The sequence below is a fragment of the Burkholderia sp. Ac-20353 genome (assembly GCF_017104785.1).
In the GTDB taxonomy this organism is placed as follows: Bacteria; Pseudomonadota; Gammaproteobacteria; order Burkholderiales; family Burkholderiaceae; genus Burkholderia.
On sequence record NZ_JAAGPL010000005.1, the window covers coordinates 101,068 to 117,777 of the forward strand.

12 protein-coding genes are annotated in these 16,710 nt (G+C 58.8%); 5 read left to right on the forward strand and 7 right to left on the reverse strand.

What is annotated here, in order from left to right; translation table 11 throughout:
• Positions 1-14 precede the first annotated feature (14 nt).
• From G3N94_RS02220 to G3N94_RS02240, 5 genes are read right to left on the reverse strand one after another with little or no spacing between them, the layout of a single operon-like run.
• On the reverse strand, positions 15-1,295 hold the full coding sequence (locus G3N94_RS02220) for a hypothetical protein (RefSeq protein WP_205790446.1): 1,281 nt from the start codon (positions 1,293-1,295) through the stop codon (positions 15-17).
• A complete protein-coding gene (locus G3N94_RS02225; RefSeq protein ID WP_205790447.1) occupies positions 1,292-2,098 on the reverse strand; it encodes a transglycosylase SLT domain-containing protein in 807 nt (268 codons plus the stop codon). Before G3N94_RS02225 ends, G3N94_RS02220 begins: the two co-directional genes overlap by 4 nt.
• Positions 2,091-3,347 carry a TrbI/VirB10 family protein gene (locus tag G3N94_RS02230; RefSeq protein WP_205790448.1) on the reverse strand — a complete coding sequence of 419 codons (1,257 nt, stop codon included), beginning with the start codon at positions 3,345-3,347 and terminating at the stop codon, positions 2,091-2,093. The genes G3N94_RS02225 and G3N94_RS02230 overlap by 8 nt, the downstream gene beginning before the upstream one ends.
• A gap of 8 nt (positions 3,348-3,355) precedes the next feature.
• Entirely contained in the window at positions 3,356-4,237 is an 882-nt protein-coding gene (locus G3N94_RS02235) for a TrbG/VirB9 family P-type conjugative transfer protein (protein ID WP_205790449.1), read from the reverse strand.
• Complete coding sequence (locus G3N94_RS02240; protein WP_205790450.1) at positions 4,234-4,950, reverse strand: type IV secretion system protein; 717 nt, start codon at positions 4,948-4,950, stop codon at positions 4,234-4,236. Before G3N94_RS02240 ends, G3N94_RS02235 begins: the two co-directional genes overlap by 4 nt.
• Positions 4,951-5,696: 746 nt before the next feature.
• On the opposite strand from G3N94_RS02240, the gene G3N94_RS02245 reads away from it, so the two are divergent.
• Entirely contained in the window at positions 5,697-6,251 is a 555-nt protein-coding gene (locus tag G3N94_RS02245; protein WP_205790451.1) for a hypothetical protein, read from the forward strand.
• 1,466 nt (positions 6,252-7,717) lie between these two features.
• Complete coding sequence (locus tag G3N94_RS02250; RefSeq protein WP_241021510.1) at positions 7,718-9,058, forward strand: replication initiation protein; 1,341 nt, start codon at positions 7,718-7,720, stop codon at positions 9,056-9,058.
• 164 nt (positions 9,059-9,222) lie between these two features.
• Here the strand turns inward: G3N94_RS02250 and G3N94_RS02255 are convergent, their stop codons facing one another.
• Entirely contained in the window at positions 9,223-10,284 is a 1,062-nt protein-coding gene (locus G3N94_RS02255) for a ParB/RepB/Spo0J family partition protein (protein ID WP_205790453.1), read from the reverse strand.
• Between the two features lies 1 nt (position 10,285).
• Positions 10,286-10,987 (reverse strand): ParA family protein, encoded by a 702-nt coding sequence (locus tag G3N94_RS02260; RefSeq protein WP_241021511.1) that lies wholly within the window; start codon positions 10,985-10,987, stop codon positions 10,286-10,288.
• A gap of 1,080 nt (positions 10,988-12,067) precedes the next feature.
• Here G3N94_RS02260 and G3N94_RS02265 point away from each other — a divergent pair.
• The 3 genes from G3N94_RS02265 (at position 12,068) to G3N94_RS02275 (ending at position 16,619) form a co-directional block, all read left to right on the forward strand.
• Positions 12,068-13,291, forward strand: coding sequence for a hypothetical protein (locus G3N94_RS02265; RefSeq protein ID WP_205790454.1), 1,224 nt, complete (start codon positions 12,068-12,070; stop codon positions 13,289-13,291).
• 1,443 nt (positions 13,292-14,734) lie between these two features.
• Positions 14,735-14,881: a hypothetical protein gene (locus tag G3N94_RS02270; protein ID WP_205790455.1), complete on the forward strand. Its 147-nt coding sequence runs from the start codon at positions 14,735-14,737 to the stop codon at positions 14,879-14,881.
• 85 nt (positions 14,882-14,966) lie between these two features.
• A complete protein-coding gene (locus G3N94_RS02275) occupies positions 14,967-16,619 on the forward strand; it encodes an alpha-glucosidase (protein ID WP_205790456.1) in 1,653 nt (550 codons plus the stop codon).
• Positions 16,620-16,710: the final 91 nt, after the last annotated feature.

Sequence of the window (16,710 nt, forward strand, 5' to 3'; positions counted from 1 at the left end):
CAAGCGAAGGAATCTCACGATGCGGCGCCCCCGCTTGATTGCGCCGTCGTCTTCGCGGGCAGCGGCGCACCTTCGCGGTACGTCACGTCGTGGCGGCGCTTCACGTTGACCGTGTTACCGTCGGCGGTCACGACGTACTGATCGGGCGTGCCGTCGAACTTGTAGTACCGGCCCTTCTGTTCGCCGCTGCCCAACTGGCGCGCATCGGTCACACGCACCTGCACCACCGATTCCGCGAACTTGAAATACGTCTGGCCTTCCCGATCGAACACGTCTTCCAGATGCGCGCGGTTCGGCGCGTCGAACTCGTACACGGTCTTCGCTTCACGCACGACCTCGACACGATGGGTCGCGTCAGCCACCACGAAGCGTGCCGCGCGGTCGATCGTCATCACGTTCGTCGTGCCGTCCCAGCCGGGGTGCAAGGTGGTGCCGTCGAGCGTCAGGAACGAGACGTCCTTGCCCGGGCGCGAGGCGAATCGAATCTGCGTGTGCGTGTCGTCGCCATCCCGGATCGCCTGCGCACCGAAATATTCCGCAAGTTGCGACGCGCTCGCCGGCGGCTCGGCAACGCGCGCGACGACCGCAGCCAGCCCGGCCTCGTCGGCGCCGTGTTCGCCCGGCGCATAGTTCAGGGCAGCCGACTTCGGCGCATCGCGCAGCAAGCGGACATGGCGCGCTGCGAAATCGACATCGGCGTACAGCCCGGTTTGCGACATCAGGCGGTCAAACGCCTGCATCCAGCTCTCCCCGTCGCGCGTGGCAAATGCGGTGTTGGCGGTCAGGTCCACGTCCTTATGCGCCGACCCCGTCCAGCCTTGCGGCACCAACGCCTTGACCACGTTTGCCACCGGCATCGATGCGTTGAGCGGGCGCACCGGCTCGAGGCTGCCGTGCGTGCCGATCAGCACGAGACGATTCGTGAAGCCGTCGAAACCGGCCTGCTGGTCGTCGCGCAATGCTGCGAGCGCCCCGGTGCCGCCGATAAACGTGTTGGCTTTTTTCCAGCGCGCGGTCGCCGCACGGCCCGCCACCTTGTAGGTGATCGATTGAGGCGTGCTGTCGATCACAACGTACGGGCCTTCGTGATGCCCGCCATCGGCCGTGATCACCTGTCCGGCGCGCGGCTGGATGTAGGTCTTGGCCCCATCGTTGAAGATCAGGGCCGGCCGCTCGGCGATCCCGCCCAGGATCTCGTAGTCGAAGTCGAACGGATCCGTATTGGCCGCATGGGTCGACGCGCTCCCGATGAGCGCAGCACAAACGCAGGCGAGTTGAGTGAGAGCGCGTTTCATCGAGCAGCTTCGATCTGGTTGAGGTGCCGCGCGAACCGCGCGAGATAGGCGCGGCCGGGAGCCGGGTTGGCGCTGTGGTAGTACGCGATGGCTTTCTCGACGGAACCGGTGCGGGCATAGTTCTCGTTGAGGATTGCTTCGGCGACGCGGATGTTGGTGGCAGGCGCGAGCGCGTCCCACGCCGACGCAAAGCGCTTGCCGTGATAGCACCAGTTCACCTGCATGAGGCCCACGTCGAAGTCGCATCGACCGTGCGCGAGCAGCATCTCGATCGCCTTATACGCCTCGGTCCGCGTCTTGAAGAAGTAGCCTTGGCCCGCCACGTTAAGCGTCCACGGCCACGCGCGAGCGCCATATGCCGATTCGTTGAGCGCGATGCCCGCGAGCACCTTCGGATCGACGCTCGTGAACAGCAGGTCGAACGGCGTCACCGCATCAGCGCAGGCCCAGCCACCGCGGCGCTCGGTCATCGCGGCCTGCGCGTCATCGTCGAGCATCGGCGGCTGCAACCAGCCCCGCTCGACGAGCAGCTGTGTGAGCGGCACGTCGCGCCCGTCGATCGTGATCGTGATGCCAGTTTCCGGCGTGCTGCGCACTGGCTGACCGACCAGCGGCGCGGCCCACGCGATGAACGGCTCGAGGCCACAGTAGTACACGGGCTTGCCCGCGAGTTTCGCGATCTCGCGGGTCTGGCCCTGCGCGATCACGAAGCTCGCGGGGCTGATGACCTGCGAAATCACGGCCGCGTCCGCCTGCGCGACAGTCATGGCCAGGGAGGTGGCGAGGAGCAGACGCTTAATCATTGCGGTACGGCTCCAGCGTGATGTCGCGATTCACCTTGATCATGAAGTGGCGCTCGCCGGGCTTCGTGGTGATCGTCGGCGGGATGTTCTGGTAGCGGCTCAGCACGGACTGCGCGGTCTGCGCGGCAACCTGCCCGGCCGTACTGCCGACTTGGGTGACGCCGAGCGGGCCGGTGGTCGTGGAGGAGTCGCCACCATCGAAACGACGCAGCAGGATGGCCGTCAGGAACGACGTCCCATAGATCTTGAGGAAGTGGCTGTTGACGTGGCCAGAGAAACCGGCCACGCCATCGGCGTCCGCACCCTGCGCGCCATACAGCGGAACGTGCTTGCCATTCGGCAGCCGCATTTCCGTCGCCGCGACGAGAATGGACTCCTGCCCCGGCTGGACATCCGAGCTATAGGGGGCCGTGATCGTCGTGCCCCACGGAATCATCAGGCAGGTGCCGGTGATGCTGTCGTACACGTCCTTTTCGACGACGAGCGACGCCGTGCCCGGACGATCCGAGTTCAGCCCTTCGACGGACAGCACCGGAATATGCGCCGGCGGCGACAGCGTGCAGCCACGCGCGCGGCCAACAAAGCCGGTGCGCGGGAAGTCCCGCCCGTTATCGCTTTCGCCGGCGACCGACTTCATGAAATCGGTGTCACGTTGCTGCGTCGTCATCGCCCCGCCACCCTGACCAGCCTTCGCGGCGAGTGCCGCCTGAAGGTTGGCCGCGTTCATCGCGGCGTCCTGGGCCGCGGCCTGTTGCAGCATCATCTGCTGCGGAGTGGGGAGGCCATTGGGCGACGCCTGCTGCGGCGTGGATTCCTTGGCCTTGACGCCGGCCCGGAACACCGGCGACGCGTAGATCGCGTCCTCATCGGATTTCGCCTTGATTTCCCCGCCCGGGGCGGACGGTACGAGCGCATCGGCCGACAAGGTCGGACGCGGCTCGCTGGCCGCCGCTGCTGACGCGGCGCGCGCGGCAGCAGCCGCACGCCGGGCGTCCGCCTGCTGATCAAGAATAATCTTGTCGACGTCTTCCGTCTGGTTGCTCTTGTCGACGACTTCCGCCGCACGCGTCTTCTTCAGCTCACGCGCGTCCGCTTCCGCCTTATGGCTTTCCTGCACCTGGTAGTAGAAGCCGATCGCCCCGATCACGACCGCCGCGATCGCACCCACGGCAATCAGCGCATTGCGCGGCACTTTGCCCTTGACGATCGCCGCCTGGTCGGAGGACAGGGACTCGTTCGATTTCGCCATGACGCGCCTCAGAACCCGAACAGGCCGCGACGCCCGCGCTTGACCGTGACTTCCTCGGACGCCGCGCGCAACGTGATCTCGTCGGCCAGTTGCTGAATCACGATGTACTGGCCGCGACGAATGAAGTTCGGGCTGGCAATGTCGCCGTGGTCGCGCACGATCGGCACCGCAAACGGCGCGTTCGGCGGCAGGCGCAGCCAGATGAACTTGCCGTCGTCAAACACGGTTTCCGGCTTGATCGCCCCTGACCCGGACACCGTGTAGTCGAAGTTGAGCTTGTCCGGCGACACGCCGATCGGCCCCGAGTCGTTGGCGTGCGGGCTGCCATTGTCCTCGCCGCTGTCGGCGCGTGCGCGCACCTTCGCCATCAACGAATTCGGGTAGTTGAACCGCACGGTCTGATAGAACAGGCCGCCGACCGGCGACGAGACGAGCGTCATGTCGTACTCGCGCTGGTTCGTCGACAGATGCAGCGTGTTGACCAGACCGGGCTTGGTCGGCTTGATGAACACGTGGTTCGCGCCATCGGTGTCGATGACCCACTGGATCGAGTCGCCCATCGCGGGATCGGCGTTGAGGACTTCGCCGCGCGCCAGCTCGATCGTGGTCAGCTTCAGCGGCGCGGTCATGATCCGGAAGATCTGGTCGCGGCTGTACGGAAACACCGCCATGCGCGCATCGCCCGGCATCGTGATCGGATCGGTGCCGGCGTTGTACGGGTTCACCGGGCTCATCGGATCACCGATGATGCTGCCGACGTCGAAGTTCGGCGCCGGCGGCAACATCGCCGAGGACGCCGACGCCGACGCCGGCTTTGCGGCGAACGCGTGGGCGCTCAGTGCGACAAGCGCGAGCGCGCCCCAGGATTGGAAGGTACGTGGTCGGATCATGCCGCGGTCTTCTGCAGAGTGAAGAACGGGATGTAAATCCCGAACGGGTTTGAGCCGAGTGCGTCTTCCTGCGTCGGCGGGGCGATCTGGTAGCGCATCGTCAGCGCAAAGCGCTGGACGGTCGGCTTGTCGGACGGGGACTGCGTCGTGGACGTCGTGAACTCGACGACGGCGGTGGAATCCTCCAGCAGCGACACGTTCGTCACCTTCACCTCGCGAACGAGCTTCGGGTTGGCCGTGATTTGCTGGAACGGCTTGTCGTTACTGAGCCAGTCACCGAACTGGTTGCGGGCGTTGCCCGTCATCTGGTTCTTGACCGCGTTGATGTTCTTGGCCATGCGCGACTTCTGAATGTCGTCGCTCAGGACCGGCTCGATCGTGAACCAGCGCTCGACACTCTCACGCAGCGATGTGCGCTTGGTTTGGTCGTCCGGGTTGTAGGCGGTCAGCTGGGTGACAACCGGGTGGCCGGCTGCATCGGACGACACGCCGTAGGCTTTGACGACCGACGGCGCGGGATTGCGCGTGTACACCGCCCCGCCCGCAACGAACGCGAGGATGAAGCAAAAGGTTTTCCAATGGTTCGCCTCCACGCGCAGGCGCGTGGACTGATCGAAGATGACCTGCTCAGGATCTTCGTTCGAGTAGAACCCGGGCGCAGGCGACAGGGCGACCTGCTTCTTGCTTCGCGGGAAGAGTCGAGGGAAACGCATGGCGGTTGTTCCAATTGGACCGGATCAATTGGAACAGCCCGAGAAACAACGCATCCCGGCAAAAGAGGGGCGATTTTGACGGCCTTTCCAGAGGTCCGCCCCGACCGACGAATGGCCGCCCAGAGCGTGCAACCGGTTGAGGCCCTTCAGCCGGAAAGCTCACGAAATTGACGCCTCTTTTGGGTCTTGATTCAGTGTGCGGCAAGCATTAACGGCGAGTAAGCCTAGTGAACACTGTAGGCTCCCTTGACAGCGTGTTCTCGACGATATGATCGGATCGTGTAACGTCTTCAAACCTTCAAAAACGAACTGTTGCTGGAAACCGGCGAACAGCAGCGCAAGATGCGCTGCTTCGCTGGACGACATCGATAAGGCACGAGCATTGCAGAAGCAGTGTTACGAGCGCAACGAGAAGAGGCTCGGTTATGTCGGACTGTGCAAGCTGCTCGTTGAGTGGCGCACAGGTACGGAAACGCCGTGACGGCGTCATCGATTCGCCGGTGGAGTTCAACCGGTTGAGAAGGATCTCCCTGAAAGAGCCATAAAAATCCCCCTCATTCCATGCCACCCGTTCGCGTCGCCTCGCTAGCATTGGAATTCGTCTAACGCGTAAGACGGAAAAACACCAACCAACTTTCCAGCAGATCAACGAGTTAGCAACGCGAGGGGCTCACCCGGTTGAGCGACCTCCATGTACTCACACGTCCCCTTGCTTTGTTTCCTATCAAGAAATGAGCGGTCCACCGATGAAGTTCGAAGCCAAAGATCCACAAACCCAACTCATCGAAGAGCACGCGCGACTTCGCAAATCCGCGGCATCCGTCATCGATCTAGGCAACTTTTACAAAAGAGCCTTGGATAGCCGCTTGTGGACGAATCAGGCGGCAATCGCGCAGGCCATCGGTATGTCCAAAGATCATGTTTCCAAGGCGCTACGCGCATCCAAGCTCCCTGACGAAGTCATTGAAGCTGTTGGCGGCAAAAACCGTATCTCTTTCCGGGTCGCGTCTGCACTCGAGAAGGTAATTCGTGCCGTAGGGGCTGATGTCGCTCGCCTACGAGCATCGTGGCTGTATGGCGGGCAAAGAATGTCGACCGCAGACGTACTCTCTTTTATTGCGTCGGGGCGGCATCCGCTTGCTAGCGAGCGATTAGTGTCCATCACGGTTAGCCGCAGTGGCTCCTTTCTGAAGATCAAGTCTCCTCGCATTGAAGACCTCATCACCCACCTTCCGAGTGTAGAAGCATCGTTGGAAATGATCCTTCGCTTCCCACCCGATCGACGTAGGAGGCAGCGGTGAGGTGCACTTCTGCGACGCAAGTTTTGACCGGGAAGTGGGCAAGGCCCGGCCTCCAGGCGGCAAAGAGGACGCGAACCCCCGCAGGCGTCCTTGACCATGTCTGATCGATACGATCAGTTCATGCAACGACGCCAGCAGGCGATGTTCCGGAAGGCCAGCACCAACCATCGTGGCATATCGCTATGCCACGATGGTTGGGGAAAGTCCTTTCCAATCCGAAGTGAGCCGGGCCATCTCGACCGGGTACCGTCGGAATCCTCGGCCTTCAGGGCGATGAGATGTCAATTGTCGGAATGCGGCCGAACTGCGGACCGGAGCTTGTGGTGCTCACGATGCGAACGGCTAAATAGGGATGCACGTTCGGGCAACCCAAGTTGCCAACCATGTGGCCGCATGTGCGTTGGCTTTCACGAGTGCATGCCTATGGTTCTGGATAAAAAGCCAGGCTCTATTGGTGAACGTCTATGGTTCCGCACATCAGCTAGGCATCGTGGGTGAACGCGTATGGTTCCGCATATCGGCTAGGAATCATGGTGAACGCCTATGGTTCCGTATATCAACTAGGTACCGTAGGTGAACGCCTATGGTCCTACACATCCGTTAGCCGCCATGGGTGAATACGTATGGTTCCGCATATCGGCTAGGAATTATGGGTGAACGTCTATGGTCCTGTGCATCAGCTTAGGCACCATGGGTGAAAGCCTCTGGTTCTGTATCTGAGAGCACTCGGGCGTTTACGTGTTTTCGATAAACACTTTCAACCCTTTAACTACGTTTACGCGGAGTGAAATCCTTATCTGACAAGGCTTTCAAGAGGGTCGGGTCTATCTTTATGGTTCCTTTGGTGCATTCCTGTGGTTCTTCTGGTCTATGGATATGGTTTCGACAGGTCATACCTATGGTTCCAGAGGTGAATGGATATGGGCCAGAGGTCCATCCCTATGGTCCGTCCGGGCAATGGCGTCAGCGCTGACCCTCGTCGAGCGATGATTGGTAGACGTCTATGGTTCCAAGAACTTCTGATGATCCACTAGAAGATGTTTTAATAAGTCTATGATTTTAAATATTTTTTGTTCTCATGTTAGATGGGTGGGTTCATGTCTATGGTACCCAACGAAGAACACGTCTATCAGGCTCTAGGAACGGAGGCGGTTCATGGCTCCTGGGCCGGGGCTTGTAGAGCTGAGCGACCAAAAGCGGGGCTAAGGTGCATGTCTATGGTTCAGAAGCCAAGCGAATGCTGCGTGATTTTGAGGGCCTTTCGCGATTTAAGGTCAACGCCCATGGTTCTTTGAGCTTAAGTGAGTGTGCGCTAACTCTCATGTAGATCTTTGATTATTAAATGAATTTCGATTGGCTTCAGCACGGAAGCCAGTGACTTTTTGAGAATGGTGCATTCCTATGGTTCTGGTGTACTTGCGGAAGCGCATCTCCTAGGCGCTTGAAGGTGAATGCGGAACAGGGTATTGTTACCTTTCGTTCATCTGCGCTCCGGACTTGACGTGCCCAAAAAAAAAATCACCCTTCCCACAGACCCGGGTCAGATCGCGCTGTTCCCGCTGACAGATCTACCGGAGCCTTTTAGGAAGGCGGTCCCCGCGGTACATGTCGCGCCGCAGGCCGGAGCAATTTCGCTGCAACAAGGCAAGATGTTCAACGCCCTGATCAAGAACGCCATCGAGCAAAACAAGCAGGGTGAACGTGTATGGTTCGAATACCAGATCTTGGATCTGATCGAGGACGTCGGCCTGAATACAAAGAACCGAGACTACGTTAAAGCGACGGTCAACTCGTTAGTTGGCTTTGTGGTCAACTGGGACCACCTGTCCGGGAAGCCTGAGTGGAATGCGAGCGGTTTGATTGCCGGTGCAAAGATGTCGGGCTCGACACTGAAGTACCAGTTCTCGGACAACATGCGCGAGCTGTTGATGAACCCGCAGACCTATGCGCGTATCGACATGCGGATCGCAAGGTCGTTTAAGCGGGGACATGCCCTAACGCTTTGGGAAAACGTGGTTCGCTACGAAGGGGTAGGCCGGACCCCTAAAATGAGCGTCGAAACGATTAGGGATCTGCTTTTGGGCCTCGACTGGCGAGAAGGCTCGTACTCGCAGTACAAGATTTTCAAGAGTCGTGTCCTTCAGCCAGCGCTCATCGAGATCAACGAGGTCTCTGACCACGAAATTGAGATGGCCGAATTTAAGAATGGCCGCGCGGTTGCGGCTGTCCAGTTTTCGATCACTCCAAAGCGCAAGCCCGAGATCACGCAGGAGGAGGATCTGGATCTCGTCGGCGGCATGACGAAGCTTGGAATTCCTCTGGCCGAGGCACGCAAGCTAGCATCGACACATGGTAACGATGCGATTCGTAAAGCGATTGATTACACGGAGCAACGCCTTAAGAAAACTGGCGTCGAGCCTGTCGCTCAAGTTGGAGCATATTTCCGAAAGGCTGTTGAGGGTGGCTGGGAAGTGGCCAATACGTCGACCCCCGCGGAAAAGCCACCGAAAGCACCGGTCGAGTCAGGCGATGAGTTGAAGATCAAACTGCACGCTCAGTATGCGGCTCACCGGACTGAGCAGATTCGCGGTTTTTTCAACGAATTGGATGCCACGGAGCAGGCGAAGTATGTATCGCAGTACAACGAGCAACAGCCATCAGAGGTTCTCAGGCTGTCAGCTTCCAAGAAGGTGAAGAAATCGGCCGAGGCGGCTTTCTTCGGGTGGCTTGCTACTGCTGTTTGGGGAGAGCCCACGGACGCTGACCTCTTGACCTTTGTGCTTCAGGGCGGCAAGCCAATCGCGTAAGCCGTTTACCGGAACGCGACTAGCGGGCGATTTGTTCGCTTTGCAAAATGCGAATTGCGCGAACTGTCGTGTTGCCATGAAGGGAAGGGGCCAGTTCTTAGCTGGCCAGCCTTGTGTCTGTAGGCACAAACGCACGAATCGTGTGCCTGAAGGACATTGTTCCGTTAGGCGCTCTCCCCTGCTCGCTCATCAGCGAGGTGTGTTGCGACGAAGTCGCGTACGACTTTCTCCAATTGTGCGACGAGGATGGTCTGCTGATCTTCGTTGAGACTCGTCAGTTTCAGTTCGGTACGTCCATCGCGATAACGCTTGAGTGCACCGATGTCCCGGCCGCTTGCCGTTTTGAAAGGAACGTTGCCGCTATAGTGCGTCTTTGCGGCGCGCGGGGGTGAAGTGCCATCGAGCTTTTTCACATACTCTTCGAGTCGACGCACCGAGTATTCCCCGGCGAGCACACGCTCGAGGATGGATTCGGCGGTGGCGCGGTCGGCACGATCGAGGATGAGTTTGATGTTGTAGGCATGGGCGAGGCCAACCTCTTCCGCACTCGCTAGCTGTTGAAGAAAGTTCTTCGGCAGTTTGCCGATAAGTAGCGTTTTCGAAACCAGGGACTTGTTGATACTGAGGTGTTCCGCAAGGGCATCCTGATTTTCGAAGACCTCTTGTGCAAGAAGGCGTTCCCATGCCACGGCATCATCGAACACGGTTTGTTTGGTTCGATTCTTGTTGATGCTGCTGGCCATGAGATAGAGATCTTTGTCGGACAGATCAGGGACGATCTCTGCATCGATCGACTGCTCGCCAAGACTCTTCTTTGCACGGAAGCGGAATTCGCCATCGACAATCACGTACTTCCCGGGAAACCGATGATTGCGTGTGACGGTGATCGCGACATGCTGCCCTTCCCGCCTCATTCGGACAGCTAGGTCATCGATTGCGATCGGACTGTAGAACTCACGCGGATTGAACGGGTTCGAGACGAGTTCATTCAACAGAACCCGCACGCGAGGCAATACGGCCGACGCGTTAGTTCGGCTTCCATACGTGCTCGCGAGCGGATCCCCCGACATTGCTGCGCCGGTAGGCGCAGCGGCCCGATCCTCGACGGAGGTCACGCCGGTCGCATCGAGGCGCCCGTCCACATCAGCTTTCTCGTTGGCAATGCCCTTGCGAATGGAGGCACCCAAGAGTCCCTGCTTCGGTTTAGCTTGATCCTTGTTCGACATTTCACGCCTCCAGCAGGCCCTTGATACCGAGAATTTCCCTTGCGACGGCCATGATCTCCTCTTTGGCTTGCTTGGCAGTTCGTTGCCCCTTTACGGAGAACACCGTCGCACCCATTCCGATCGAAGTTTTGTAGATCTCGCGCAGGGCGATCGTACTTTCGAGAATCGGGTACGGGTTGTCCTCACCCATTGCGGCGCGGACTTCCGCATACCCGGTGGTTTTGGTATTCACGCGGTTGAACACGATGCCGCATCCCTTCGGGTCGCTACCGATCGTTCGGCGGACCAGCTGCAGCATGCCGATCGTGCTCCACGCGTCGAGAGCCGAGGCATCCATGGGAACAAGCACGAAGTCTGACGCGCCGATTGCAATCTCGGTGTTCTTGTCGTGAACGCTGGGCGGACAGTCAACGAGGACAAGGTCATAGTCCTGTGCCATCCGCTTGATCTCGCGGCTGAGATTCGATCCTGCCGCAGCCATGTTCACTACGGTGAAGGGATACGGCACATCACCGGCACCGGTAGCACGAACGGCTGAACTCTGGGAGTCGGCGTCGATCACGAGGACTCGCAGGTCTGGGGCGTCGTCGCAATACGCGCCTGCCAGGTTGAGGGTGATCGTGGTTTTCCCGCTCCCGCCCTTCTGGTTGGCAACGGCTATGACTATTCCCATGTCGTTCTCTCTTTCAAAGATGATCGCCAAAAATAAATTATTTCGGCAAAAAACGCAATAAAAAAATCTGGCGTGTTTGTTACAATAACAACAACATTTGTAGTTCTTCGTGAAATCTTCGTGGCACTGGAATCTTGGCTCGCCGTGATATAGAACTCTGCCCACGAACCGATTGAGCAAATGGCGCCTCGATTGTTCGCATCAGACTCACTCTGAAGTGGCCAGGTTTCCACGTGGAAACCGAATGCTGATGGTCGTGTCCGGTGACGTTATTGATCTCGCGGGAAGTTCAAGGTTTCGGAATTTTTGTGACTGGGAGTCGAGCGTGTAATCGGGCGCCGTAGGTTTCTCGTAGTTCTATGTTCCAGATTCGATCTCTTGGGTGCGTGTTTTTGGGAATTCTCTGCGGGGTGGCTTGTAGTGAGATTGCCGGTGCGGTTCGCTGTACGGTTTGGCCGCATATATTAAAACTGAGGTGGTATGGGCGAAATTTTATCTGCGCAGAGCCGGTCAATCCGTGGGTTGGTTTCCACGTGGAAACCTCTCGTGAGTTTGGTTGGAAGGGTGTTTTCGGTCGATGTCAAGGTATGTGCCTCGATGGCTGAGGGTGTCGGTGCTTTCGATCATTGTGTGAGTTTCCACGTGGAAACATTACGGACCTCTGGTTGGTTAGGGGTTTCCTGGTCACACTTAATGAGGGTTCGTTGTCGTATTTCGGGCGCCGATTCGTTCGGTTTTGGGCTGGGTTTCCACGTGGAAACATCGCTACGGCTTCTCGGCTTTGAGAGCGCATGCCTTTCTCCCGGTCCAGGAAGAGGTTCGCCACCTCGGGTTGTGGCGGCGGGTCATGGCCTCAGTGGTCGGCGCGTTAGCGTAGCCTGATCGCGCCACCGCGTTGCTCGATGTGGTCGCCGTTCCGCTATGTTCTCGCTCCACATGTTGACTGATGGATTGCGCTAGTTCGGTCTGCTGCGCGAGAGCTTGATTCACTTGTTTGGTGGGTTGCGGTAATCGGGAGGTTGCGGTGCCTCACTCGCGACGAATTCGGCTCGGCGACTCTGAACGTCTCCCGCTCTGGAATGCATGTAAAACAATGATGAGCATCTGACCTTGAACGCACTCACCCTAACCCATTTCGACACCCGCCACGGCGCCAGCATTGCTGCAGCAGGACGACGCCGAACCGTCGCCTATTTCGTTGCGGTTGCGGCTACATTTACGTCGATTGTCGTCAGTACTATTGCGGCCGTCTATCGAGGTGGAACGATCTTCGAAAAGGCCGCATGGGTGCTGGCCGGCGCTGTACTTCTTCTCGGTGCGCATCTATTGCCAGCGATGTCGAAGCCTCTCGGTCGATTCGCCAAAGGCGCTTCGCTATTTTTCTGGGTGTTCTGCCTAGCTGCGACGGCGTACGGCCACGCCACCTTCTTTCTCCTTGCTCAGGACCATGCGGGACAACTCCGTGCGTCGACGATCAAAGATCCGGCTGGCGCTCGGTCAACCCAGGCGCAAGGTCGAGATCCGACGAAAATCGCCAGTGATAAGGCGTTGGTGCAGCGGGAATTGGCATGGATTGATTCACTGCACTGCCGCGAGAGTTGCGACCGCTTGCGTTACCGGCGGGTCGTGGCTTCGGCACGCCTGGTTGCGCTGGATGTCGAGTTGGCTCAGTCTGAGCGTGGACAACGCCTTGCGGATGCCCTAGCAGCGGAGCAAGCAGAGATAAGCGCCAATCGCACCGCTGCTGCGGCTGACCCAGTGACGATACGCATAGCAAGTCTGGTCGGCGCGGACGTCGGCGCCATCAACCTTTGTCTGGCGGTTGCGTTGGGACTGATTGTCGAGGGAATTGGGAGCTTGTCATGGACAATTGCGCTGGCTGATCCGGATCTTGGTCAGCCTGTCCAAAACGACGTCGGTGTTGCAATGAGGCCGCAAGCAGTAAGCGAGGAACCCATCAATTCTCTCGAAGGGAAGCGTTACGGCACTAGCAATGCCAGTCGCGACGGAGTTACTCAGCCTGCTACTCTGTCGGTTCACGCCCCCGTGAGTAACGACAGAGTAACGCCAGTCGCGGTTACTCAGGCGCGATGGAGTAACGAAGCGAGTAACGATATCGTTCGGCAGGCGCCATCGTTACCCGCGGGCGATGATCGCGATGCTACGGCCGCATTGCAGACAGAGGATGTGACGGCCGATCTGACGCGCTTACACGCTGGAATAGAGTTGGGCGAGGTTCGCGCCACGGTGGCCTCTATCCGGAAGTATTTTCGTTGCTCTCAGAAACGCGCGATGCTTATCAATCGCGAGTATGCAAGATTGAAAGCATCATGAATTGATCTGCAGGATCTTATCTGTCGGACCGAAAGTCTTACCGCGGGGACGGGTTTGATGACTGTCGTGATCAACCAAAATTTCCACATGGAATCTCCGTGACAGGGAGCGATCACACTGGCTCGACGGTGCCCCGCCGATTGCGAGATATTTATTAGTCTGAATATAGCTATTTTAAAATTATCGCGCCACTCGCTGATATAGCAGGGCGGCCGCCGACATACTTCGTGGCGCGAGAGCCAAAGCTGTCTCAGCTGGCTGACTCTCGCAGGAATGTCTGGGCCTTGCAGACCTGCCAGCGAATCTCCGCGGTCACATTGATTGACGTGGTGTCGAGCGAGTCGAGACCCGCAAAATTCAGAGCACTCCCGAAACCTATGACGTAGGGAAGGGCGCGTGATTGAGTCACTGGGTGGCCACCGCGCTGACGTTGCAGGCGCTGACAGTCCGGTGCTGTGGGCAAACGAGACTAAGGAGAGCTGGCAGGCTGCGCGCGGACCGGAGTGCCAGCGCAACCGGCGCGATCTGGAGGCCTTCCCATGACACTCGTGCATCAATGCGCAACTAACAGTCCTGCCCGTACGTCCCACGCTTTGCGCCTTTCGGCGCCGCACGACACACACGACACAAAACGATGTCTGCAGACTGGTGCGCCGGCCGGCATGTCCGCATTTCTGCGTGAAGACTTTCTTGGCCGAACCGGTGCACTACGAATCCGCCGGATGTGTCCGAACAGCGCGTTGCGACGCCTCGAGGTATCCGATTTAAGGGGGCTGAACATGTCGCGGCCGACAATCGCCATGGCTTTTGGTGTGACCGTTTGTGCTGCCTTACAAGAGCAGGCTTGCGTAGAGTGAAGTATGAGTGGCTCGGTAGCTGGGAAACAAGTCCGTTATCTACCCCTCAACACGCAGCAGGCCTCGCAAATCTCCCTACGCAGGGTCAGGAAGGCGCGACCAACGGTCTTGAGGACCCGTCGGAGTCTGATCTTGTACACGAGTTATCGCACGACGCTTCGCCGCCGTGGAACAACCCGGGGCGGAACAGAGAATCCTATGAGGGCCAAGCTGGATAAGGCATTTCAGGGGATTCGCCGCGCATTTAACCTCAATGTTTCACGCAGTTATGAGCCTGCGTACATGTATCTGCACTGTCAATCCTGGTTTCGAGAGAGGGGAGCGGAGCTATTGGTTAGAATGTTTTATTCAATACGTAAAATGTAGTGATTAAAACGATAAACCAGAACCCTTCAGGCAACAAGGTCTGAAATGCTGGGGGCGCGTGACATCGCACCAACGAAATACTGCGGGAGCGAGGTGAACATCCCGGCAGACACTCGGCAATGTCAAGTGTAAAAGACCGAATTGAAGGGAGCGTTAGAAGCCTTGGGTATTCAACGTAGGGCGCCTAGGCTTTCGGCAGTCACCACCGCAGGAGGTGGAAGTGAAGGTCACAATCCGCATTGACGCCACCACAGGCTATGGCGAAACCGGGTCTTTCGAAATCTGCCGAGTTGAACGCCGCTCCCGAGACCTCGAACCGCTGAAAATCGGCCTGTCGCTGGCTGACGGAAAAGACATACTTTGTTGAGGGAAGCCGTCAAAAGACCCGGGATGTTTTTTGCCAGGGCCACGACACGCGTCGCTGCGACGACCGAAACGAACGAGGTTCATGGATGAAGCAGGGCATCGTGGCGCTTGACGCACCGTCACAGGAGGCTCGCGATTGGTGGCGAGGCAGCGTGGTCTATCAGATCTACCCGCGCAGCTTTGCCGATTCGAACGGCGACGGTATCGGCGACCTCAAGGGAATCACCGGGAAGCTCGATTACGTTGCACGCCTCGGCGTCGACGCGATCTGGATTTCCCCGTTTTTCCGTTCTCCGATGAAGGATTTCGGATATGACGTGTCCGACTACCGAGATGTCGATCCGATTTTCGGAACGCTCGACGACTTCGATGCACTCGTGTCCCGCGCGCATGCGCTGGGCATCAAGGTGCTCATCGACCAGGTGCTCAGCCACACGTCGGACCAGCACCCGTGGTTTCTGGCGAGTCGGGCGGACCGCACGAATGCGAAGGCTGATTGGTACGTGTGGGCCGATGCGCAGGCCGACGGAACGCCGCCGAACAACTGGCTGTCAGTATTCGGCGGTCCGGCCTGGCAATGGGATACGCGCCGCAGGCAATACTACCTGCACAATTTCCTGAGCAGTCAGCCGGACTTGAATCTTCATCGTCCGGATGTCCGGCGCCAGATTCTCGACGAGGTCCGCTTCTGGCTCGATCGCGGCGTGGACGGCTGCCGGCTCGACGCGACGAATTTCTATTTGCATGATCCGGGATTGCGAAACAACCCGGCATTGGATGGCGGGGCGCAGCGCGCTCATGGTACGCCGTCCGTCAATCCATACGATCGGCAGAGGCACCTGTACGACAAGAACCGGCCGGAGAATATTGAGTTTCTCAAGGAACTGCGGACGCTGGCAGATCGATACCCAGGCGTGGTATTACTCGGAGAGATCGGCCACGCCGAGCCGTTGAGTCTGATGGCGGAGTACACGAAGGGGCGGGATCGTCTTCACGAAACGTACAGCTTCGGTTTGCTGACCGACGAATTCAGCGTGGCGGCCATCCGACGGACGCTCGAGACGCTCGAGGGCTGCATTGGCGACGGCTGGCCGTGCTGGTCGACAGGCAACCACGATGTGCCGAGGGTCGCGACCCGTTGGGGCGGCGCACATGCGCCGAAGGCCTTCACGAAATTGATCATGGCGTTGCTGTTGTCGTTGCGCGGCAGCGTATGCGTTTATCAGGGCGAGGAGCTGGGTCTTGCCGAGGCCGACATTGCATTCGAAGACCTGCAGGATCCAAGCGGTATTGCGTTCTGGCCGGAGGGCAGAGGGCGCGATGGATGCCGTACGCCGATTCCGTGGAATTCGCTTGCCGAGCACGCCGGCTTCTCGACGCACCGGCCGTGGTTGCCGTTGGCCAACGCGCACCGGGCGGATGCCGTCGACGTCCAGGACGCCGACGCAGATTCCGCGCTCAATGCTTGCCGCCGCTTCATCGCATGGCGGCGCACACATCCCGCCCTGAGCCGAGGAGCGATCCGTTTCGTCGAGACACCGGGCGATTCCATCGGATTCGTTCGCGAGTATGGCGACGACGCGATTCTCGCGATCTTCAACCTGTCCGGCGAAACGATCGTGGTGACGCCGCCGGACATCGCCAGGTTCGAACCGCTGGACGGTCACGGTTTCCAAGGGCAGCGGCGTGTGGATGGCATCGAGTTGCCACCGTATGGCGCTTTCTTCGCTCGCTGTTGAGGTCGCTTGGTTCCGCTATTCGAGACGATTAACTACAAGAAACGACAGGAATTGTAAAAATCTTGGGGTTTGGCGCCTGGCCCTGTCGCAT